Below are 228 nucleotides of genomic sequence, written 5' to 3'. Positions count from 1 at the left end.
AAAGTGGCGGTTGGAGTAAGCAATCAGGTGCTCATGCTGCGAGCGGTAATGCCAGCGCAAGCGCCGCATGGGGAACAAGGGTAGAGCAGCATCCAGAATACTGTCAGTTTGTACCATTGCCGCCACATCTTCTTCTTCACCTGAGACATCGGAGCGGTCGAAGAAACTGGTAGGCGGTAACTGTTTGGGGTCTCCCACGACCACCAACTGACTGCCTCGAGTAATGAC

Annotated in this window: 1 protein-coding gene; it reads right to left on the bottom strand. The window is 54.4% G+C overall.

From position 1 onward, the window contains the following. On the bottom strand, positions 1–228 hold a 228-nt coding region (locus tag R0J88_RS24235; protein WP_410901491.1), incomplete at both ends, for a hypothetical protein.

The sequence above is a fragment of the Pseudoalteromonas sp. SIMBA_162 genome (assembly GCF_046535955.1).
Lineage (GTDB): Bacteria > Pseudomonadota > Gammaproteobacteria > Enterobacterales > Alteromonadaceae > Pseudoalteromonas > Pseudoalteromonas marina.
The sequence above is the reverse complement of the archived record's forward strand: the minus strand, read 5'-3'. Positions and strand labels throughout refer to the sequence as shown.